The organism is Acinetobacter sp. P1332, from assembly GCF_044057475.1.
GTDB classification, from domain to species: domain Bacteria; phylum Pseudomonadota; class Gammaproteobacteria; order Pseudomonadales; family Moraxellaceae; genus Acinetobacter; species Acinetobacter johnsonii.
On the sequence record NZ_CP171157.1, the window covers coordinates 2368088 to 2389260 of the forward strand.

The window sequence follows — 21173 nt, forward strand, 5'->3', positions numbered from 1 at the left end:
AGCTCGGCGGTATCAAAGTTTAAATCTAAAAAAGCCGCAATAGCGGCTTTTTTAATAGAACGGAATGAAATGTAACCTGACACAATCAATACTATGCAGCATCCTCTTGCAGACGACGCAGGTGTAAATCCTGCAAGTAGAGGTCTAAAGCTTGGGTTTCTAGTGCATCAAATTTTAAATACAGCTTAGTCCGGCGTTTTAAAATATCTTCACTGCTGATGGCCCACTCACGTTTCACCACATAATCCACTTCTTGCTGATACAAACCATGGCCAAAAGACTGCCCTAAAGTTTGTACATCTTTGTTCTCACTGAGCATATGCCACACTCGACTACCATAACTGTTTGCCCAACGATGCGCTGTTTGAAAATCCAGTCCTTTGATTTCATGCATCAACTCTGCACATAAAACCTCAACTGAACTAAAACCTTCCGCACCTGGGAGTTTTGCCTCAGCCGTCCATTCCGCCTTCATGTGTGGAAAATAACGTTTTAGCTGTAGCAAAGCCGCTTCCGCCAACTTTCGATAAGTCGTTAACTTTCCACCATAAACAGATAATAATGGTGCTTCATCCGCAACAGGTTTAGATATCGCCAGTACATAATCACGTGTCACTTTAGAGGCTTGTGTACTTGCATCATCATACAATGCCCTTACACCTGCAAAGCTTGAGATTACATCTTCTTGCTGTAATTGAAGCTTGAAATGGTCATTAATCACATCAATCAAATAAGCAGTTTCCTGCTCGGTGATATGGACATGATTTGCATCCCCCTCAAACTCTACGTCCGTGGTACCAATCAGGCTGTATTCATCTAAATAAGGAATTACAAACACAATGCGTTGATCATCATTTTGTAGAATAAACGCATGCGGTTCCGGGTATAAACGCTTCACAATAATATGACTGCCCTGAACCAATCGAATGCCTGCCTTTGGGGTTTTGGACAGTTGCTGTTGAATAAAATCCGTGACCCATGCACCCGTTGCATTAACCAAAGTTCGAGCTTTAATTTGGTAATGTTGTTTTTGATGCTCTAAGGTTAGACACCACACACCCTCCTGCTGAACCGCAGAAACACATCGTGTTTGTGTCCGAATTTGAGCTCCCAGCTCATGCGCTTGAATTGCATTAACTACCACCAAACGAGCATCATCCACAGTACAGTCCGAATATTCAAAACCACGCTTAATGGTGTCTTTTAACGGGCTATCGACATTAAAATGAACAAGCTCCGAGCCCTCTAATGTTTCTCGTTTTGCCAAATAGTCATAGATAAACAAGCCTGAACGAATCAACCACGCAGGACGCAAATAAGGTAAATGCGGCATAATAAAACGCATAGGATGGATCAAATGTGGGGCTTTTTTTAACAGTACTTCACGCTCTAATAGCGCTTCACGCACCAAACGAAATTCTTTTTGTTCGAGATAACGCAATCCACCATGAATGAGCTTGCTACTGGCTGAAGACGTATGACTAGCTAAGTCATCTTTTTCGCAGACGAAAACACTTAAACCGCGCCCTACAGCGTCATTTGCAATGCCCACCCCATTGATGCCCGCGCCCACAACGGCAATATCATAAATGGCATCTGTGTCTTGCATATTCACCTCTCTCATTGAGTTATTGTGTTATTTTTGTTCTTCACGCTAAACTTAACATCAAAATCCAACCTTGTCATACTCCAAAGCCATTCAGATCAGAGGAAATTCGTTATTCTAAATAAATTAATAACTGCATCTATTTTTACAATTTAATTTTTAATTTTGACTATTCAGTGAAAAATCGACTAATTTCCAAGCTAAAAAACACTTTCTTTTCTAAAAATCAACATTCACCATAAAATAAAAAAGCCCTATAACCCCTTGTATTTTAATTGACTATTCACACATTAAAAAATCACAAGAGTTTGTTTTGAATAAGTAAAATGATAATTTCCCATTAAAATAAAGATATTCATTAGAAAAACTTAACAGCATATAAATCATACCAACATTTAGACTAAAGTCGAATGAAGTCCAAGGATAAGGGGCGTATAACGAAACAGAATTTTTTGTTTAATCTTAAAATATATTGTTTTAACTTTTTCTACTTAAAAAGTTAAAAGATGTATTTTCCGAACTTCTCTTTGGGAAATTTTTGTGACTGATCTATCTCCCCAAACTGCTCCAGTAAGCATCGATAAAAAGACCCGCTTAAAATCGATTCTCGGTGGTTCAGCTGGCAACTTAGTTGAATGGTATGACTGGTATGTCTATGCCGCATTTACCTTATATTTCGCGCCACAGTTTTTCCCTGAAGGGGATGACACGGTAAAACTGTTACAAGCTGCTGCCGTCTTTGCACTGGGCTTCCTGATGCGTCCTATTGGCGCGTGGATCATGGGCATTTATGCAGATCGTAAAGGACGTAAATCAGGTCTTACCCTCTCTGTATCTTTAATGTGTGTAGGATCTTTGATTATTGCCTGTGCACCCACCTATGCCAGTGTGGGTATGCTCGCACCTGCCTTATTGCTCTTTGCCCGTTTATTGCAAGGTTTAAGTGTTGGTGGAGAGTACGGTTCAAGCGCAACCTATTTAACGGAAATGGCTGGGAAAAACCATCGTGGTTTCTTCTCTAGTTTTCAGTATGTGACTCTCATTTCAGGTCAGCTCTTGGCGCTGTGTGTGTTGATCATTTTACAACGCACCATGAGCGAAGCACAGTTATCTGAATGGGGATGGCGTATTCCCTTCTTCATTGGTGCTGTACTTGCCATTGTGGTGTTCTGGATTCGTCGTGGTTTGGTTGAAACCCAATCCTCAAAAGATGCACAGGAACAAGCTAAAAATGGTGGCCCAAAATCTAGCGCACTTGCTTTATTTACCAAATATCCAAAGCAAGCGTTCACCGTAATTATGCTGACTGCAGGTGGAACACTGGCATTCAATACCTTTACCACGTATTTACAAAAATACTTAGTCAACACCTCAGGTTTTGAGAAAACCACAGCAACAGAGATCACCACAGCTGCAATCTTTGTCTTCATGCTATTGCAACCTGTGGTGGGTGCACTGTCTGATAAAATTGGTCGTAAACCAATTATGATCACTTTTGGTGTATTGGGTGTACTGTTCACGATTCCAATTTTCAACGGTCTTGGTTCAACCAACAGTCCAACAACCGCATTCATGCTATGTATGAGCGGTATGGTAATTGTAACGGGTTATACCGCAATTAATGCCGTAGTCAAAGCAGAGCTCTTTCCAGCACATATTCGTGCACTAGGGGTTGCCCTGCCTTATGCGATTGCCAATACTATCTTTGGTGGTACAGCAGAACTTGTGGCGTTGAGCTTTAAAAATGCAGGACATGAAAACTACTTCTTTTACTACATCACCTTCATGATTGGCTTATCTCTACTGACTTACATCTTTATGAAAGACACCAAAAAGCACAGCATGATTACCGATCATTGATGCTTAAATTGACTGTGTAAGTTAATAAGCTAAACATAAAAAATGCCTTCTCGAATAAAGGCATTTTTTATGTTTGATCAATTTTTTTGCCGAAACTTGATCGATTGAAATATCGTGAATTACACCTGTGTATGGCATACTAAGAACAAGAATAATGTTAGGAACTTTTTATATGAAAAATACGTATAAACTTTTAGGCTTAAGCTGTATCGTTTTAGCAGTATCTGCATGTCAAAGCACACCTCGCCAGTACAATGGCAATGTTGGCTATCAAATTGAACATCAATCAGCGTCGAGTGCTACCCTTGCTTATACGCTTGCTGCTCGTAAAAATCAGCAACTCGATGAAAATAAATTACAACGTGCTTGCCAAAAAGTTTTAGGTTCACAAAAGAATTATAAATTGGCGATTTTAAGTATTAATGAAATTCCTAATACTGCAGCAGATGTTCCCGAATATGGACGCCAAATTGGTCAAACTCGTGCCACTTTTGGCTTAAGCAATACACCTGACTTACACCAAGGTGAAAACTTTGCAACACGCGAGTCACTTGAAGCACGACCAAGCACACTACATGTTGTACGCTATACGTGCTCTTAAGACCTTCTGATATATAAAAAAGGGCTTAGTGCCCTTTTTGAACATTCAACGTTCGATAAAAACTCACATTGCGAAACTCTAGTGACTCATCTAGATCTGGCCAAGTTGTGGCACTACGCTCATCAAGCTTTATGTATTGCGGATGACTAAAATTTTTAACACGACTATCTGCCACCCAAACCTCAGGTGCAAACTTTAAAAACTCATCTAAAAAGAAACGATTACATTGGTCATATAAAACATCGGCAGCCAATAGAATATCGACCTGTTCAGATTGATATAAGTCATCCAAATACTCTAGCTCTACGTTATTGAGTTCCGCATTGGCACGGCAAGCATCTAAACTAACTGCATCAATATCGCAACAAATCACACGTTTTGCGCCCGCCATTTTGGCTGCAATCGCCACCACACCTGAACCTGCACCAAAATCCAACACCACCTTATCTTTGACATGATGAGGCTCTGCCAGTAACCACTGCGCCATGGCTAGACCTGAAGCCCAACAAAAGATCCAATATGGCGTTTCATTCCAAATACGACGAATGATTTCATCATCCAGTTTATCGGTTGGAAATACTGGAGGAATGAGCCACAGTGAAATGGATGTCTCAGGAAGTTGCTGAGCTAAAAGCTCACAATTTGGAATCACCTCATGCAAGGCTTTTAGTAAATGTTTAGGTGCTTGAGGAAATTGGAAAGTACAGCTCATGGACATTTTATATTTGTAGAATTTTTTAATAAACGCACGACGGAGTCTTACACATTAAGACGCATGATATGCATAACCTTCGGTTCGACCTACTTTTGTTTCGACAAAAGTAGGCAAAACCATTGCCATTTGCTGAACTCGACTGAAATCATCATTTATTTAATGCTTCGCAGAAACATTTTTATCGAATTTGGTCCGGCCTCGAACAGCAGCAAATGACGATGTCACGACTCCAACACCAACATAAAACTGATTTTAGAGTCTTATAAAAATTAACCTAAAGCTTTTTCAGCAGCTTCAACTGTTTGACGAATTAGTGTCGTAATCGTCATTGGGCCAACACCACCTGGAACAGGTGTGTACGCAGAAGCCACTTCTTCAATACCGACCAATTGAATGTCGCCTACACCACCACCATCACGTGGATGGAAACCAGCATCAACAACCACTGCACCTTGTTTGATCCAATCTTTTTGAATCAATTCCGCCTTACCAACCGCGCCCACGATAATATCGGCTTGTTTCACAAAGTCAGCTAAGTTCTGAGTACGTGAGTGGCAGATCGTTACGGTCGCATTGGCTTGAAGTAACATCGCAGCCATTGGCTTACCCAAAATTGCAGAACGTCCTACAACAACAGCATGCTTTCCAGCAATTTCGATATTGTTTTCTTGCAAAATAGTCATAATACCTGCAGGTGTCGCAGAACCATATGCTGCTTCACCCATGGCCATACGACCAAAACCAAGACACGTTACGCCATCCACATCTTTTGCAAGAGAAATTGCATCAAAACATGCACGCTCATCAATTTGTTCAGGCACTGGATGTTGAAGCAAAATACCGTGAACATCAGGATTTGCATTCAGTTTTTCAATTTCTGCCAACAATTGTTCAGTGGTGGTCTCTTTTGGAAGTTCAACTTTAAGTGAGTCCATACCAACACGACGGCAGGCATTTCCTTTCATACGTACATAAGTTGCAGATGCACCATCGTCACCCACCAAAATAGTCGCAAGAATTGGGGTACGACCTGATTTTGCTTTGAGCGCTTCAACGCGAGTTAACAAGTCAGCTTCAATTTTTTTTGCCAATGCACGACCATCTAAAACTAATGCCACGGCACATCTCCAAGTGTTGATATGAATCAATTTTGCACATAATACATGATAATTTTAAATATTTTTCGCTATATGCTGTTTTTATGCGCATACGAATGAAAGCGCTATTGTTTTTTTTTCAGAGCTTGCTAATATACGCATCAACAAGACGCGGCGGGGTGGCAGAGTGGTCATGCAGCGGACTGCAACTCCGTGGACGCCGGTTCGATTCCGACCTCCGCCTCCATCTTGTTAAAGCCCGAGTGGTGAAATCGGTAGACACAGGGGATTTAAAATCCCCCGCCCACAAAGCGTGCCAGTTCGAGTCTGGCCTCGGGCACCATTCTTATACTTCTAAGTATGGTGCATATAAAGAACCCAGCGTTAAGCTGGTTTTTTTATGCCTACAGAAAAAGCATAATGCAATGCACAAAAAAAGAGAGCACATTGACTCTCTTAAAAATAATATCTCATTCGTTTATCACGATAAGGGTGGTAATAAGTAATGTTGCAGATCTTGTTCTAATTTTTCTTGAAAATGAGCTGGCTCAATAATTTTAATGTATGGAATCCAATAACGTACCAAAGGTAAAAGTTGCATTTCATGGCAAATTTGACAATCAATTAATAAACCACCCGATGCATCTTCTAGTACAATTTGTTGCTCTGGCAATAACAGACGTTGCTTAAAATATAAAGCAACTTCAGGTCGCACCGATATTTTGACCGTTTGCTTATGCTTTGCAAACCAAATCCCCTCACTAAGCTCTAATTGGGTCAAAACTTCTAAATGGTGCTCGAAAAGCTCCGACTCATGTACAACCACTTGATCTATTTTACTTAAACGATAAGCACGTAATTCATCAACTACAGCTGCAGCCAAATACCAACTTCCCTGATGATGAATTAAACGATACGGGTCAACATGGCGCAAACGATCATTATAAATAAAACTGATTTTTTGACGCTTATGAATCGCGCCCGCAAAAACCTGAAAATGTTCAGCAAATTGCTGTGCATTTTCATAATAATAACCTTTGGCAGAGAACACTTGATTCGCACGCTCATCAAGCAGGCCACGTAGAAAAGACATATCTAGAGATGGATAGAGCTCACTGATCCCAGAAAGCTGCGCAAAGTTCTGAATGTCTTGTAGCTTAAAGCGCCCAAGATAAACAGGATCTAAAAAGTACTTCTTGGTATATTCATCTTGAAGTAAAGGTAAATACGTATTGAGACGATCAAAATCTCGCTCTATTGTCCGAGTACTCACCTGAAATTCATGTGCTAGTTCTGCAACCCCCAATTGATACCCAGTATTTAATTTAGTCAAAATATTTGCTAAACGCTCCGCAAGGCGTTCATGTGTTGAAGCTTTACGCTTCATATTGCCCTCGCTGCACAATCAATGTTGTGTCTTTATTTATAGTTAAATGCCTAAGCATTATATTCAATATAAATCACTGAATAATATTAAGTAAAAGACAAACAGTCAACTTTCAAGCTATGTCATGTTTTTATCAAAAAAAGCGCTCAATGTTTGTTAGATTTCCTCTTCTTTACAGCGGTTTTCTGATGCGCTAATCGCTCTATATAGCGTTCAAAATGAATTAAGGCTTTATACAACTTATGTAACTCATCAGGTAAAACACTATTATAGATAACCGCCTTATGCAAGCGCTTGAGCGCACGGAAACCATGTGCATGTGTATATGATGTCGATAAAATTTTCATGACAACCCTCTTTTCTGTTTTATTTTTCATTTAAAACCACGTAAATTTGTCAGGTTTAAATTTAGTTGCAAATTTACACCACAGTTTTGACAGGTTGTGTCGAACAGTTATCTTTTTTTAATCTTTGTTAAATTATTTTCTATTTTCAGTACATTATTTTTATTTTTTGGAAAAATTTTAGGCAAAAAAAAGCTGACACTAGGTCAGCTCTATTTTTTATACTATAGAAATATTACAAAATTTTTACCACAATTTTACCCACGTGCTCACCCGTATCCATGCACGCATGTGCTGCTTGAATCTGATCGAAATCAAAAGTTTGATAAATCATTGGCAAGCACTCACCTTTGGCCCATAGCGGTGCTACATGATTTTGTAAACCTTGTGCAATCTCAGCCTTCTCAGCCGTATTTCGTGCACGCATGGTCGAACCTGTGATGGTTAAGCGCTTCATCATAATTTGCCCCAACTTAACCTCTTTGGCTTTTGCCCCACCCAAAAAGGCAATATAAACCAAACGTCCATCGCGGCGAAGCAAGTTCAAATTCTTTTCCAAATACGGTGCACCCACCATATCTAAAATCAAATCAACACCAGCATTTTCCGTTCTCTCATTGATCTCGTGTTCAAAGTCTTGGGTTTTATAATTGATGGCATCTGTTAAATTTGCAATGGCTTGTACTTTTTCATCGCTGCCAACGGTTGCAAAGGTTTTAATGCCCAATGCTTTACATAGCATGAGTGCCGTGGTGCCAATACCACTGGTTCCGCCATGCACCAACACCACTTCCCCTGCTTTGGCTTTACCCATTTGGAACACATTTGCCCAAACCGTGAAAAAAGTTTCAGGAATAGCCGCCGCTTCCACAAAGCTTACATTTTCTGGAATATGTAAAGTTTGACTTTGTGGAACCACGCAATACTCTGCATAACCACCACCATTGGTCAAACCACAAACTTTATCGCCTAATTTAAACTGTGTAACTTCAGCTCCAATTGCAACGACCTCACCTGCAACCTCAAGTCCTGGCACTTGCGTTACCCCAGCCGGCATTGGATATAAACCCTGACGCTGTAAAATATCTGGACGGTTAATACCAAACGCATGAACCTTAACCAAGACCTCGTCTGCTTTTGCTTCAGGGATAGTCACTGTTTCATATGCCAGCTTATCCACACCACCCGGCTCTGTAATAATGACCTGTTGCATCGTTGTTTGTGACATGATTTATTCCTAACTCTTGCGATATTTTTCAAGTTTCATAGACCTATTTGATCATAGAAATAAATTGAAATGAAGAACACCGTACTTATGTATAGTGTGAAGACTATTTTGCTGCGTGATAGCGCTGATCATTGATAAAAAAAGCAAGCTGGGACCGCTCTCGACATCCCTCTCAAACATTACTTAGAACGATTCGGGCCAAATGAAAAGCACAGGTATGTCAGTTGCGTGGCTGATCAGGCAAAGATACAAACTGCATTAGAAATATACGAACCAAAGGTAAAAATACCATAATCAGAGGAAATGCAATCAACCAAGATAAGCTCCAGCTTTTGAGCCAAAGATGGAAGAAATTATGCACTAGGCCTTTATTTAGCAGTAAGTTAAAACCAGAAATAGAACCACTCATCAGGCCGGAAAGCAATAAAGGCATTAACCAATTTAAATGTTTGATATGAATTTTGGGGAGCGTGTTGAACATAATCGACCTGAGTAAATAAAAATTAGCTTTGGCTTTGCGTTTTAACGGTTTGTTTTAAAGCTTTCATAAACTGCCCTAAATGTGGCATAAAGTCTTTAAAGAGTGGAAGGTTTTTATGCTCCAGTATCACCTCACTAAAAAGCTTTAAACCAACAGCAAATGATTTCGCTGCTTCATCATCCAGCATTTGACTGTTTTGAATCACCTGTAACACTTTAAAAATATCGTCGTGGTTATAGCTGTTAAAACTCAAAGTATCGGTATAGGTCGACGGGTTGCCTTGAGCATCTGCAATGTGTTTGAGGGTGACTTCATAAGCATGTTGTTTCATTCTGTTTTCCTAGAGACGTGCAATATTCACCGCTGCTTGATCAATTTGTTCTGCAATAACACGAATTTGTTCAGCGCTCAGCTCACTGTGTTGTATCTTGAGCTTTAAGGAAGCTTTGAGGTTTTCCATCGCACGTTTAATGTCAAGATATTGTTCATTATTTTGAATTTGTTTACGCGTATCAAAACGAGATAAGATCTTTTCCACACTTGCTTGCTCAACCTCAAGATGCTTCAAACCCAAGGCCGTTATACGGTATTGCTTGCGCTCAGCATCATCTAACGCGACCTGAACAAACTGCTGCTCTTCCAAATAATTCAAGGTTGGATAGATCGTTCCTGCACTTGGGCAATAGCCCCCTCCCACAATTTCACCCACTTCTTTAATAAGGTCATAGCCATATTTAGGCGCGAATGAAATGAGATGTAAGGCTAAAAGTTTCATCTGACCCGCTTCAAATAGGCGCTGTTTACGTAACACTGGTGCTGTCTCTAAATCAGCAAAGGGTTCAACTTTTTGTGCTTTAGACATAAAAAGATACATCTTTAAATTATTAAGATATATCTTAAATAATTTTTTAATGATTGCAACCTCAAGCCCTGAAATAGAACATCAAAATTTAAGATCGAATGGATAAACGTGAAGGATTACTTGATATTTTTAGATAAGATTGCTGAACAGTTGCAATACCGCTAAAATTTAACCTATGTTTTCACATTCCCCCTCAAGTGAACTCTGACAAAACTCCTAAAATTCAGAATTAAATTAAAATGACAGATCAACTCAGAAAAAAATTTGAAAACCTACAACTCAATGCTGGGCAAGGCAAGATCAGTGCATTTCTTTCTGTTTCCTTAGGCTTTTTGGGTATTTTTGCTGCTTTATGCTTTTTATTTCCCACTGTGCTCACCACACCAGAGCTACGCCCGCTATATAGCAAACACTATGATGTTTTCTACTATACCTTACTGTTTGGCATTGTAATCAGTGCTGGCTTTGGTACCTATAGTGCGATCATTAAACAGAATAAATATGGTTTTTATGGTTTGTGTATCACCATTTTAGCAGCTATTTTAGGCTGTGGACTGATCAAAGCACCGACATTGCCAGCCCTACCCTTTTATGCAGGTTTTGATTATTTCGTTATTACCTTAATCATCCTTGCTTTGGTTTTTATCCCACTTGAAGGATTCTTTGCAAAGAACACTGAACAGAAAATTCTGCGCGTTGGCTGGGTCACAGACATGAAATATTTCATGTTTAGCCATATTGGCATTCAGCTTTTTTCGTTTTTAACGGTCATGCCTATTCAGTATTGGATCACGCACATTCCCGACAACCCGATTGTGCCTTATGTGCAGGCACAGCCAATTTGGTTACAGTTTATTGAGCTATTGATCGTGGTGGACTTCACCACCTATTGGTTACACCGTGCGATGCATGAAGTGAATTTTTTATGGCGCTTTCATGCCATTCACCATTCAACGGAACAAATGGACTGGCTAGCCTCTTCACGCTTACACATCGTTGAAGTGTTAATGACCCGTTTTATCGCAACCTTACCAATTTTCTTGTTAGGTTTTCATACGTCTGCGGTCTTTGCTTATTTAGTCTTTATTTCTTTCCATGCCATTTTTATTCACTCCAACGTGCGTTTTCGCTTTCCCTATCTGCGCTGGCTGATCGCAACACCTGAGTTTCACCACTGGCATCATTCTTCCGAAAAGCCTGCGATTGATAAAAATTATGCAGCCTTTATTCCACTTTATGACGTGATTTTTAAATCGATTTATATGCCTAATCATTTGGCCAGTGTATATGGCACAGTCGGCTATAAAATTCCAAACAGTTTTGTGAAGCAGTTTACGTGGCCATTTAAACGTTATGTGAATAAACTGAAAAAGCGCTTAAATAAAGATAATGAGACTTCCTAACAAAACCAATCGATTAACAATCTCAATAATTAAAGCTTGTCTAATCCCTCACCAAAATCGAAAACCTGTATCTCCGCAGGTTTTCTTTCATTTTCCAAGCCTTGTAAATCGAACTTAAATTACGCTCGCCCTTTAAATTCTTTTACCATACGATCACTCACGTCCTCTGGATAACACAGTGGCGCAGCACCACCGACTCGATTGTAAGCACTACGTTTACCACACCGACTTCCATTTCTTGCAGTATTGTAAGTACAAGGACAATTTCCCGAATACGCTTGTATCGATTGTTGAATAATTTCCTTCTTAATCGCTTCATCACTTTGCGTGGGCTGTTTAGCATCAGCAGCAAAAGTTAAAGTTAAACCAATAAATAATAATATTTTTTTCATAATACCCCTCTACAAAAGAGGCATTCTATAGCACTGAATTTTTATTGAAATATCATATTATTTATTTGAATAATATTTATCCATCTAAAATAGAAATAAAAAACCCACCTTACGGTGGGTTCCTTCAAATCAGCTCAATCTCTTATAGACGAACCAATTCAACAATTTTATCAGCTAGCTCTTCAACCGCATCTTGAGTGAATGCGACATCTGTGCCGTCGACAAGGTCAGTCACCACAACCACACCTGTTTCACGTACTAGTGCAACCTGATCAGCAGTTAGACCCGCTTTCGCAATCGCAACTACACCTTGTTGAATCAACAAGTTTTCAAGTGCTTGTGCATTTTCTAGAGCTTTCGCAGAGACAGTTACCGCAGCAGGTTTTTGACCTAAACGTGCAGCACGGTCTTCCGCTGTGACAGGGTTGCTATGCGCAGACCATTCCACAGACTCTTCCACCATACCCGCACCAATCGTCACGTTGTTTAAACGGTCGATGAAGATAAACGAACCTGTATAACGACTGTCTTGGTAGCGATCAAATACGACAGGCGCATCAAACTCAACGGTGACATTAGCAATGGCATTCAGCTCAAGGCTATCGACTTGTACCTTTTCCAATGTATTGACATTGGTACGGTAGTTAATTGCAGTGACTTTTGCAGGAACAGTTTGCGTACCCACTTTTAAGTTATACAACTTACCAATCACCAGCGGTTGATCTGCCATCCAAACCACAGTGGCATTGACCGAACGTGAAATTTCTGGCGCAGCTTGATCCGCACGTACAAGCACGTTACCACGCGAAATATCAATTTCGTCATTCAGCGTCAACGTTACTGCTTGACCTGCAACGGCACGCTCTAAGTTCCCATCATAAGTAACGATTTCTTTAACCGTCGACGACTTGCCTGATGGTAAAGCCACGATTTTATCACCTACCGATACATCACCTAGCGCAACTGTACCGCAGAAACCACGGAAGTTGAGGTTTGGACGGTTCACATATTGCACAGGGAAACGAAAATCGTTGGTCACTGAACTGCGGTTAATTTCCACAGACTCAAGCGTACCCATTAACGTTTCGCCTGTATACCATGGCGTATTTGGTGATTTATTGACAACGTTATCACCATTCAATGCTGAAATAGGCGTAAAGATAATGTTGTTTGGCTTACGGTCACCCAATTGCGCCACAAAACCTGCATACTCCGTCTGAATTTCATTGAAGCGCGCTTCAGAAAATTCAACCAAGTCCATTTTGTTAATCGCAACAATAATGTTCTTAATGCCCAGTAAGCTTGCAATATACGTATGGCGACGCGTCTGAGTTTGTACACCATAGCGCGCATCAATCAAGATAATCGCAAGATCACAGGTTGACGCACCCGTTGCCATATTACGCGTATATTGCTCATGTCCCGGTGTGTCAGCAATGATGAACTTACGTTTTTCAGTTGAGAAATAACGATAAGCAACATCAATGGTAATACCCTGCTCACGTTCAGCTTGTAGACCATCTACAAGGAGTGCTAAGTCAGGTGCATCGCCTGTCGTACCGACTTTTTTAGAGTCACGAGTCACCGCTTGCAATTGATCTTCATAAATCAATTTTGAATCGTAAAGCAAACGACCAATTAAAGTTGACTTACCATCATCGACGTTCCCGCAAGTCAGAAAACGCAATAAGTCTTTATTTTCATGTTGTTTTAGATAGCCCAAGATATCTTGGCTAATCAGTTCTGATTGATGAGACATTGCTCAAAACTCCACATATTCTTTAGAAATCGGTTTTAATCTCTTTAATCCCTCTAAATCTCCCTTTGATAAAGGAGGACTTTCCTCCATTTATTTCGGGAGTTCCCCCCTCTTTTTTAAAGAGGGGCTAGAGGGAGATTTTAGAAATAACCTTCTTGCTTTTTCTTCTCCATCGAGCCCGCTTCATCATGGTCAATCATACGACCTTGACGTTCAGAGCTGGTTGCAAGCAACATTTCTTGGATAATTTCAGGTAAGGTATTTGCCGTTGACTCTACTGCACCCGTAAGTGGGTAACAACCAAGTGTACGGAAGCGTACCGATTTCATTTGTGGAACTTCGCCTTCTTTTAAAGGCATACGTTCATCATCAACCATAATCAGGGTGCCACTACGCTCAACCACAGGACGTTCTGCAGCTAAGTAAAGTGGAACCAATGGAATGCTTTCCAAGTAGATATATTGCCAAATATCAAGCTCAGTCCAGTTTGATAGTGGGAACACACGAATACTTTCACCTTTGTTCACTTTACCGTTGTAAAGATTCCAAAGTTCAGGACGTTGGTTTTTTGGGTCCCAACGGTGTTTCGAGTCACGGAATGAATAGACACGTTCTTTCGCACGTGATTTTTCTTCATCACGACGTGCACCACCAAATGCCGCATCAAAACCGTATTTATCAAGTGCTTGTTTTAAGCCTTGAGTTTTCATGATGTCGGTATATTTTGAGCTACCATGGTCAAATGGGTTAATGCCCGCATCTTTCCCTTCTTTGTTTTGATGTACGATCAAATCAAAACCATGGGTTTTTGCCATGTTGTCGCGGAAAGCAATCATGTCTTTAAATTTCCAACCCGTATCGACATGTAGAAGCGGAAATGGAAGCTTGGCAGGATAGAACGCTTTGAGCGCCAGATGCAGCATCACTGCTGAATCCTTACCAATAGAATAAAGCATTACTGGGTTTTCAAACTCAGCAGCTACTTCGCGGATAATATGAATACTCTCAGCTTCAAGCTGTTTAAGATGAGTAAGTCTTTCCTCATTTAATGACATTGACAGCACCAACTCACAAAAATCGTGTACTTATTACACTTTTAAAAATATATATTCATTATAAAGATTTAGTTATACACACTATTGCTTGTTTTATTATATTTATATGCAAAAACCTCATATAAAACAAAATTGATAAGCCCTATAAGTTTTATTCAATAATTAGATATCACTAAATAAACTCAAATATTACATCAACTTCATTCAAAGTATTCAGCCTATTTACCAATTCACTCTTCGATTTTCCTCTAATTTTCTGCTAGGTAATACATCTACAAATAGGCTTTGTTGCACAAACCTATCTCTAAAGGCTTATTCCACAATATAATTCTCAAATGAATAAGCCCACACCTAAAATCTATCGTACAACCAATTGGTCTTCTTATAACAGTGCATTAATAAATCGAGGAAATCTCTCAATTTGGTTTGATCCCAAGACTCAATGGTACGCTCAACCCAAAGGTAAACATGGTCGAAATCAAACTTATTCAGATACAGCCATCCAATGCTGTTTAATGATCAAATCCTTATTTCGTCTTTCTTTACGCATGGTCACTGGCTTTGTGCAAAGTCTCATTCATCTTTGTAGATTAGATTGGACAGCACCAGACTATTCCACCATCTGCAGAAGACAAAAGCATATTGATATTGCAATTAACTATCAAAAAAGCAGTAATGGTCTCCAGCTACTCGTCGATTCTACTGGCTTAAAGTTTCTAGGCGAAGGTGAATGGAAGCGTAAGAAACACCAACCTGAATATCGTCGCCAATGGCGTAAACTTCATATTGGTATAGATGCTGAAACCCTTCAAATACGCGCTATTCAACTCACTACAAATAATGTGAGTGATTCACAAGTGCTTGGTGATTTACTCGATCAGATTCCACAAGATGAGCAGATTGACTCTGTCTATACTGATGGGGCTTATGACACCAAGCAATGCCGTCAAGTAATTGCAGACCGACAAGCACATGCGGTGATTCCGCCAAGAAAAAATGCGAAACCTTGGAAAGATACAAAGACCAGCTCGCTAGAGCGAAATGAATTACTTCGAACAGTTAAACGTTTAGGAAGAACAATATGGAAAAATTGGTCAGGCTATCATCGCAGAAGTCTGATAGAAACCAAGATGCATTGCATCAAATTATTAGGCGATAAACTCCGTGCGAGAAACTTTCAAAGCCAAGTCAATGAGATTCATGCACGTGTGGCCGTATTAAATAAATTTACAGATTTAGGCCGACCTCACACCCAAGTTGCCACTTAAATTTAGATAACTTGGAAGAAGTTTAGCTTTTGAATGTTTGTGCAACAAAGCCCTACAAATACCTAAAGTCTGTTTCATTGAGGTTCTATGTATATGACTTACCAAACTCGTAGCTTAGAGTATTAAAAAGCACACTCAATACAGACCAGCTTGTTGATTTTATATATCAACATGATAACCAAAAATTTGGATTCCAATTACTTCGAGATTAATCCGTAAAACATAAAAACCCGCAATAAATGCGGGTTCTATCACTCTCAAATATTAATAATGAAAAACGCGTTTATCCAAAGGTATTTCTATACCAATCGATGCACCAGCATCATTACCATGTAAATCAGAATCGCTGAACCAACCATTAATTTTGATTGGTACAAATGGACTTAAGTAATGTGACCAAGTTAAATCGATAGCTTTAATATCATCTGTTTCAGGAAAGGCTGCATTGGTAATACGGCCAGATTGATTAACCTTTGCAAATAATAATCGACCATTTAGACGGTTCATTGCATCGAATCGAATATCACCACCCAAAGATACCATTTCACCATCACCACCCATAGCATGCCCCAATGGGAAACCATGTTGGTAATAACCATCGGTATAAGTTGAATGATTATATGAAACCCCTAACGCGTCACGGTTGGTACGAGTATCAGCCCATTCTGTATAAAGTTGATATGGCATGTTTTTAAAAGATGACGAATAATCTACGCCAGCAAGATACATTTTTTTAGAAGGTAATCCACCAGCCTCATCCTCACCTACATATTGTCCATACAGACTCATAGGTACACTCAACAACTGCTGAAAATTCAATCGAGCATCAAATCCTGCAACCTGATTAGACGGATCAGGTTCTCCTGTACCACCGTTATCCTTGTTTCCAATCATAGCATCCCAGAATGAGCTAAAACTTTCTGGTCGTCCCTCGCCCCCCCACTGAAAAGCACGTGAAGCGCCTAATTCTAAATAAGGTAAAGGTTGTGCCGTAAGACGTAGACCCACTAATTTAGCATCAGGTACAGCAGAATAGTCATCTAATTGACCTGCAAATGCTTGATATTGCCACGGACCAATCCATGACAACCATTTTGTTTCAAAAGCTGATTGATCTGCGCGCTGAGCGGTAAAGCCATAGACTGGGCGGCTCGCATCACCTCGTAAAAGACTCCCATCATGACCTGGCCCCCAATATGTTGGTATCTGACCAGCAATCAACCATTGATTCCACAATTTTCCAGCTATGTAAGATCCTTCAACATTAACTTCTTGATCGTTGTCAATTTGTGGGTCTTTTTCTCCATTCACTCTAAGGCGAATATCCCAATTTTCACCACCAGCATTAAATTCCAAACCTGCTTGGTACTGTGCTTTTTCTTGATCACCAAAAGCTTGAGGAATTTCCTTTTGATCACTCTCTGCAAATAAGCGTGCTTTAAACATCGCGTTCTCACGATCGAGATGAGCTCGCACTGACTCAATAACTTTTTGCTGAGCAGGAGTCGCAACTTTAGCCTGAGACAATACTCTTTGAATTTCATCACCGCTCATTGGCCATGTAGATGTGCTAATTTGAATCACACCCTGCTGATTTAACCAGTTTAGATCTGTTCTTAAATTTTGATCATTTAAAACGAGACCTTGAGCAAAGATACTCGTTGTTGCACCCATTAGCACAGCGATTGCAAGTGTTTTTTTTAGAAACATTCCGTTTTATTCTCAGGACTTAAAGCTAAGTGTTACCTTATTTTTTTTATCTCTTTTTTACAAGCTTTTCTATTTAGTAATGTTGTAAAGATCAAAAAAAACCCGCAATGAATGCGGGCTTTTTATGTTCAGATCAAACTTAGTTTTTATGACGCATGTGTGGGAACAGAATCACATCACGAATACTTGCTGCATTAGCGAATAACATAACTAAACGGTCAATACCAATACCCTCACCCGCTGTCGGCGGTAAGCCGTACTCAAGTGCTTCAACAAAGTCTGCATCGTAGTGCATTGCTTCATCATCACCTGCGTCTTTTTCTGAAACCTGAGCTTGGAAACGTTCGGCTTGGTCAATCGGGTCATTCAACTCTGAGAAACCATTCGCAAGTTCACGGCCACCAATAAAGAACTCAAAACGGTCCGTAATGTGTGGGTTATGATCATTACGACGTGCCAATGGCGATGTTTCAGCAGGATATTCTGTAATGAAAGTCGGTTGACGTAGCTGAGTTTCAACAGTTTCTTCAAATACGATGGTTTGAAGTTTACCCAGACCAAAACCTGGTTTTACCTGTTCTTTCAGCTCTTCTTGCACAAATTTTGCCAAGAATTCACGGTCATTGACATTTTCAGGCGTGAACTGTGGGTTGTGTGCAAGAATGGCATCAAACATTGAAATTTTCTTGAATGGGCCTTTGAAGCTATACACTTCTTCACCATAAGGCACATCGGTTGAACCCAAAATGTCCAGCGCTAAACGCTCAAGCATATTTTCGGTAAGTTCCATCAAGTCTTTATAGTCTGCATAAGCTTGATAGAATTCAATCATGGTGAATTCTGGGTTATGACGCGTCGAAACACCTTCGTTACGGAAGTTACGGTTAATTTCAAACACACGCTCAAAACCACCAACAACCAAACGCTTTAAGTAAAGCTCAGGCGCGATACGTAAGAAAAGTGGCATATCCAAAGCATTATGATGCGTTTCAAATGGACGCGCTGATGCTCCACCTGGAATCACATGCATCATCGGTGTTTCTACTTCCATGAAGCGCTTTTCAGTTAAAAATGCACGAATGCCTGAAACCACTTTGGCACGGATTTCAAAAGTCTTACGTGTTTCTTCGTTCACAATCAGGTCAAGATAACGCTTACGATATTTAACTTCAGTATCGTTTAAACCGTGGAATTTATCTGGAAGTGGGCGAAGCGACTTGGTTAAAAGCTCAAAATGTTCGATATGCACATAAAGGTCACCTTTACCAGAACGACCAATATAACCTTTCACCGCGATAATATCGCCAAGATCTAAGCTCTTAATGGTTTCTAAGGTTTCTGGTGCTAACTCTTTACGCGCTACATATAACTGGATACGACCCGTCATATCTTGGATCACGATGAATGAACCGCGGTTCAACATCACACGACCCGCTACAGACACATAAACATGCTCTGCTGCTTCAATTTCTTCTTTGCTTTTGTCTGCAAATTGATCTTGTAAGTCTTGAGCATAATGTTCACGTTTAAAGGTGTTTGGCCATGGGCTAGTGCCCGTTTGTTTGGCTTGATCTTCAATCTGCTTTAACTTGGCATGACGCTGTGCAATTAAATCGTTTTCGGAAATGGCTTGTTCAGAAGTCGATTGAGCGTTTTGTTGCGTCATCTCTGCCTCGTATATGTATTAAAAAACGGAAGTTGCATAGCATAGCAGAATTCCAGACGAATGAGCATCATCAAAAACCACGCGATATATAAAAAAGTATACATCCTGTTTATTTCAGAGCTAAGACGCCCTCTGTATAAAAGTTCTGTCTATTTCTTAGACCAAAAGCTAACTTCATTTCACGATCAATCCCTCTACAATGGACATTATAAATCGTGGAAAAGTAAACTTTTCTCCACTCATAAAATAATTTAGTTTTTTAATTGAATGATAAATCATGAGCAGATGCGAATCTAAAATTTTGTTTTTGCATGGATTAGACTCCTCACGCGAGTCCACTAAGTTCCATGCCATTGATGCAAAGCAGAAATTTTGTATCGATATCGATTATCGCTATCTCAATTTTTCTACCGTAGCCAGTTTCTACGACGATATTATTGAAAAAATAAAACCTGAAATTATTGTTGGACATTGTATTGGTGCGTATTGGGCATTGAAAATGTCGCTGCTGCATCAAATTCCATGTGTGATTGCCAACCCACGTTTAGCCCCTGACTTTCGCGATGATTACCCGAGCATTAATGATACTGACTTAGATCACAATGTGCCGCAAGTGGCCTACTTGGAGCTGGGAGATGAATTAATCGATATGTACGCGGCACAGGAAATTTTAGAAAATTACATGTTGATTCAAGCGGTTGAAGGCGGACATCACCGACTACTTAAACCTGAAAATATTAATCAACTGATTGAACATTTAGAACAACAATATTTATATAAATAAAAAAAGCCTTGGATGTCCCAAGGCTTTTTTATCTGCTTATGCCGCAACAGATTCTGGTTTTGATTTGTCATCTAATACTGACCAAATCTTTAAACCTAAGTCAGTATGCAAATCAGGCAAATCAAGAAAAATACTGGCACCGAGCACTTCATGATTACATTTTGCCACCAGCTGATTAACGGCTTTTAATGTCCCACCTGTCGCTAAAACGTCATCTACAATAATCACTTTTTGCGATGGAGTATTGGCTGACATTTCTAAGCGGTCTAATCCATATTCCAAACTATAACCGACACCCACCACCGGTGGTGGCAGCTTGCCTGCTTTACGTACCAACAATAAACCTTTACCTAAACGTTGTGCCAATAAGCTCGCAAGCACAAAACCACGCGCTTCTACAGCAACAAAACTATCTACTTCCGCCAACTGCTCAGCAGGAATACTTGCAATTAACGCGTCGGTTAAAGGCTCAATATTGCTCATAAACAATGGGGTTAAATCGAAGAAGCAAATCCCAGGTTTTGGAAAATCTTGGACCGTACGAATGTGCGACCACAACGTTGTAGACAAGTTGTTCATAGGAGATCAATAAAATTTGAAAAGGAATAGATGAATTTTACAGCTTTATCTGTTAAAAAAACAGTCAAGCACTGGCTATGCAGCCGACTGAACAACCAAAATATTTATGTAAGTTATTGTTTTCAATTAAATCATTTATTTAATAAATATTAGGTATAGATACACTCAATATTAAAATAGCAATTTAACTTTGAGTTTACAGCACGACCTTAGTCTATACATCAATAATTTTATAAGGCTAGCTGACTGAAAAAACGCATCTTTTTTAGATGTAATTATCTATAACCTTCACACATTCGCAAAACGCGATCTGGTTTTAAATGATACGTTTTGTCCTGATCATCGCTTTTAGCCGATAGATTCAATCATTAAACTC

20 protein-coding genes and 2 tRNA genes are annotated in these 21173 nt (G+C 39.8%); 7 read left to right on the forward strand and 15 right to left on the reverse strand.

Going from position 1 to position 21173, the window contains the following annotated elements:
- Window positions 1–91: 91 nt before the first annotated feature.
- On the reverse strand, window positions 92–1609 hold the full coding sequence (gene glpD, locus ACFN7Z_RS11625) for a glycerol-3-phosphate dehydrogenase (protein WP_010326281.1): 1518 nt from the start codon (window positions 1607–1609) through the stop codon (window positions 92–94).
- 537 nt (window positions 1610–2146) lie between these two features.
- Here glpD and ACFN7Z_RS11630 point away from each other — a divergent pair.
- Window positions 2147–3466 carry an MFS transporter gene (locus tag ACFN7Z_RS11630; RefSeq protein WP_058952087.1) on the forward strand — a complete coding sequence of 440 codons (1320 nt, stop codon included), beginning with the start codon at window positions 2147–2149 and terminating at the stop codon, window positions 3464–3466.
- A gap of 172 nt (window positions 3467–3638) precedes the next feature.
- Entirely contained in the window at window positions 3639–4067 is a 429-nt protein-coding gene (locus tag ACFN7Z_RS11635) for a hypothetical protein (protein WP_058869220.1), read from the forward strand.
- A gap of 25 nt (window positions 4068–4092) precedes the next feature.
- Here the strand turns inward: ACFN7Z_RS11635 and ACFN7Z_RS11640 are convergent, their stop codons facing one another.
- Both ACFN7Z_RS11640 and folD read right to left on the reverse strand, forming a co-directional pair.
- Window positions 4093–4779, reverse strand: coding sequence for a methyltransferase (locus tag ACFN7Z_RS11640; RefSeq protein WP_058952088.1), 687 nt, complete (start codon window positions 4777–4779; stop codon window positions 4093–4095).
- Window positions 4780–5051: 272 nt separating this feature from the next.
- On the reverse strand, window positions 5052–5900 hold the full coding sequence (folD, locus tag ACFN7Z_RS11645; protein WP_058952089.1) for a bifunctional methylenetetrahydrofolate dehydrogenase/methenyltetrahydrofolate cyclohydrolase FolD: 849 nt from the start codon (window positions 5898–5900) through the stop codon (window positions 5052–5054).
- A gap of 152 nt (window positions 5901–6052) precedes the next feature.
- Here folD and ACFN7Z_RS11650 point away from each other — a divergent pair.
- Window positions 6053–6126, forward strand: a tRNA-Cys gene (locus ACFN7Z_RS11650).
- 10 nt (window positions 6127–6136) lie between these two features.
- A tRNA-Leu gene (locus tag ACFN7Z_RS11655) sits at window positions 6137–6222 on the forward strand.
- Between the two features lie 138 nt (window positions 6223–6360).
- On the opposite strand, the gene ACFN7Z_RS11660 is transcribed toward ACFN7Z_RS11655, so the two are convergent.
- The 6 genes from ACFN7Z_RS11660 to ACFN7Z_RS11685 form a co-directional block, all read right to left on the reverse strand.
- Window positions 6361–7266: a YafY family protein gene (locus ACFN7Z_RS11660; RefSeq protein WP_058952090.1), complete on the reverse strand. Its 906-nt coding sequence runs from the start codon at window positions 7264–7266 to the stop codon at window positions 6361–6363.
- Window positions 7267–7412: 146 nt separating this feature from the next.
- Entirely contained in the window at window positions 7413–7643 is a 231-nt protein-coding gene (locus ACFN7Z_RS11665; RefSeq protein WP_371746419.1) for a hypothetical protein, read from the reverse strand.
- A 202-nt stretch (window positions 7644–7845) separates the two neighbouring features.
- Window positions 7846–8838 carry an NAD(P)H-quinone oxidoreductase gene (locus ACFN7Z_RS11670; RefSeq protein ID WP_058952091.1) on the reverse strand — a complete coding sequence of 331 codons (993 nt, stop codon included), beginning with the start codon at window positions 8836–8838 and terminating at the stop codon, window positions 7846–7848.
- A gap of 220 nt (window positions 8839–9058) precedes the next feature.
- The gene (locus ACFN7Z_RS11675; RefSeq protein WP_159151856.1) at window positions 9059–9319 is read right to left on the reverse strand and encodes a DUF2798 domain-containing protein; all 261 of its coding nucleotides are present in this window, start codon (window positions 9317–9319) and stop codon (window positions 9059–9061) included.
- 22 nt (window positions 9320–9341) lie between these two features.
- Window positions 9342–9650, reverse strand: coding sequence for a DUF3861 domain-containing protein (locus ACFN7Z_RS11680; protein ID WP_010326274.1), 309 nt, complete (start codon window positions 9648–9650; stop codon window positions 9342–9344).
- 9 nt (window positions 9651–9659) lie between these two features.
- Window positions 9660–10181 (reverse strand): PadR family transcriptional regulator, encoded by a 522-nt coding sequence (locus tag ACFN7Z_RS11685; protein ID WP_010326273.1) that lies wholly within the window; start codon window positions 10179–10181, stop codon window positions 9660–9662.
- 239 nt (window positions 10182–10420) lie between these two features.
- On the opposite strand from ACFN7Z_RS11685, the gene ACFN7Z_RS11690 reads away from it, so the two are divergent.
- Window positions 10421–11584 carry a sterol desaturase family protein gene (locus tag ACFN7Z_RS11690; RefSeq protein WP_010326272.1) on the forward strand — a complete coding sequence of 388 codons (1164 nt, stop codon included), beginning with the start codon at window positions 10421–10423 and terminating at the stop codon, window positions 11582–11584.
- A 119-nt stretch (window positions 11585–11703) separates the two neighbouring features.
- Here the strand turns inward: ACFN7Z_RS11690 and ACFN7Z_RS11695 are convergent, their stop codons facing one another.
- The 3 genes from ACFN7Z_RS11695 to cysD form a co-directional block, all read right to left on the reverse strand.
- Window positions 11704–11976, reverse strand: a complete 273-nt coding sequence (locus ACFN7Z_RS11695) for a hypothetical protein (protein ID WP_010326271.1) — start codon at window positions 11974–11976, stop codon at window positions 11704–11706.
- A 142-nt stretch (window positions 11977–12118) separates the two neighbouring features.
- On the reverse strand, window positions 12119–13735 hold the full coding sequence (gene cysN, locus ACFN7Z_RS11700; protein ID WP_058952092.1) for a sulfate adenylyltransferase subunit CysN: 1617 nt from the start codon (window positions 13733–13735) through the stop codon (window positions 12119–12121).
- A gap of 140 nt (window positions 13736–13875) precedes the next feature.
- Window positions 13876–14790, reverse strand: coding sequence for a sulfate adenylyltransferase subunit CysD (gene cysD, locus ACFN7Z_RS11705; RefSeq protein WP_004694369.1), 915 nt, complete (start codon window positions 14788–14790; stop codon window positions 13876–13878).
- Window positions 14791–15125: 335 nt separating this feature from the next.
- Here cysD and ACFN7Z_RS11710 point away from each other — a divergent pair, with 335 nt between their 5' ends.
- Entirely contained in the window at window positions 15126–16058 is a 933-nt protein-coding gene (locus ACFN7Z_RS11710) for an IS5-like element ISAha1 family transposase (RefSeq protein ID WP_004637176.1), read from the forward strand.
- Window positions 16059–16322: 264 nt separating this feature from the next.
- Here ACFN7Z_RS11710 and ACFN7Z_RS11715 read toward each other — a convergent pair whose 3' ends face one another.
- Both ACFN7Z_RS11715 and lysS read right to left on the reverse strand, forming a co-directional pair.
- Complete coding sequence (locus ACFN7Z_RS11715) at window positions 16323–17768, reverse strand: capsule assembly Wzi family protein (protein ID WP_010326268.1); 1446 nt, start codon at window positions 17766–17768, stop codon at window positions 16323–16325.
- A gap of 139 nt (window positions 17769–17907) precedes the next feature.
- Entirely contained in the window at window positions 17908–19434 is a 1527-nt protein-coding gene (gene lysS, locus ACFN7Z_RS11720; RefSeq protein WP_010326267.1) for a lysine--tRNA ligase, read from the reverse strand.
- Window positions 19435–19711: 277 nt separating this feature from the next.
- Here lysS and ACFN7Z_RS11725 point away from each other — a divergent pair, with 277 nt between their 5' ends.
- Window positions 19712–20218: a YqiA/YcfP family alpha/beta fold hydrolase gene (locus ACFN7Z_RS11725; RefSeq protein ID WP_010326266.1), complete on the forward strand. Its 507-nt coding sequence runs from the start codon at window positions 19712–19714 to the stop codon at window positions 20216–20218.
- 36 nt (window positions 20219–20254) lie between these two features.
- Here ACFN7Z_RS11725 and ACFN7Z_RS11730 read toward each other — a convergent pair whose 3' ends face one another.
- A complete protein-coding gene (locus ACFN7Z_RS11730) occupies window positions 20255–20797 on the reverse strand; it encodes an adenine phosphoribosyltransferase (RefSeq protein ID WP_010326265.1) in 543 nt (180 codons plus the stop codon).
- Window positions 20798–21173 lie beyond the last annotated feature (376 nt).